This window comes from Kineococcus sp. AC630 (assembly GCF_979255925.1).
Map to the genome: position 1 here is coordinate 1 of NZ_CEEDMJ010000063.1, position 295 is coordinate 295.

Consider the following 295-nt stretch of genomic DNA (forward strand, 5'->3'; position numbering starts at 1 on the left):
GCCCTGCACGCCGCCGCGACCGCCCGGGAGGCCGAGGTCGCCCGGCTGACCTCGTTGCGGGACAGGCTGATCGTGGGTGTCCTGGCCACGGTCCCGGGGGCCCGCCTCACCGGTCACCGCACCCGGCGCCTGCCCGGCCCCGCCTCCTTCTGCTTCGCGGGCGTCGGCGGCGAGACCGTCCTCGCGGAACTCGAGCAGGTCGGGATCGGCTGCTCCAGCGGGTCGGCCTGCGCCGCCGACTCCGACGACGCCTCGCACGGGCTGCTGGCCCCCGGGCGCGACGCCGCCCTCGCCC

1 protein-coding gene is annotated in these 295 nt (G+C 79.0%); it reads left to right on the plus strand.

Going from position 1 to position 295, the window contains the following annotated elements:
* Positions 1 to 295 (plus strand): aminotransferase class V-fold PLP-dependent enzyme (locus tag AC0I8G_RS25860; protein ID WP_471732503.1); only part of this gene is annotated, 295 nt, incomplete at both ends.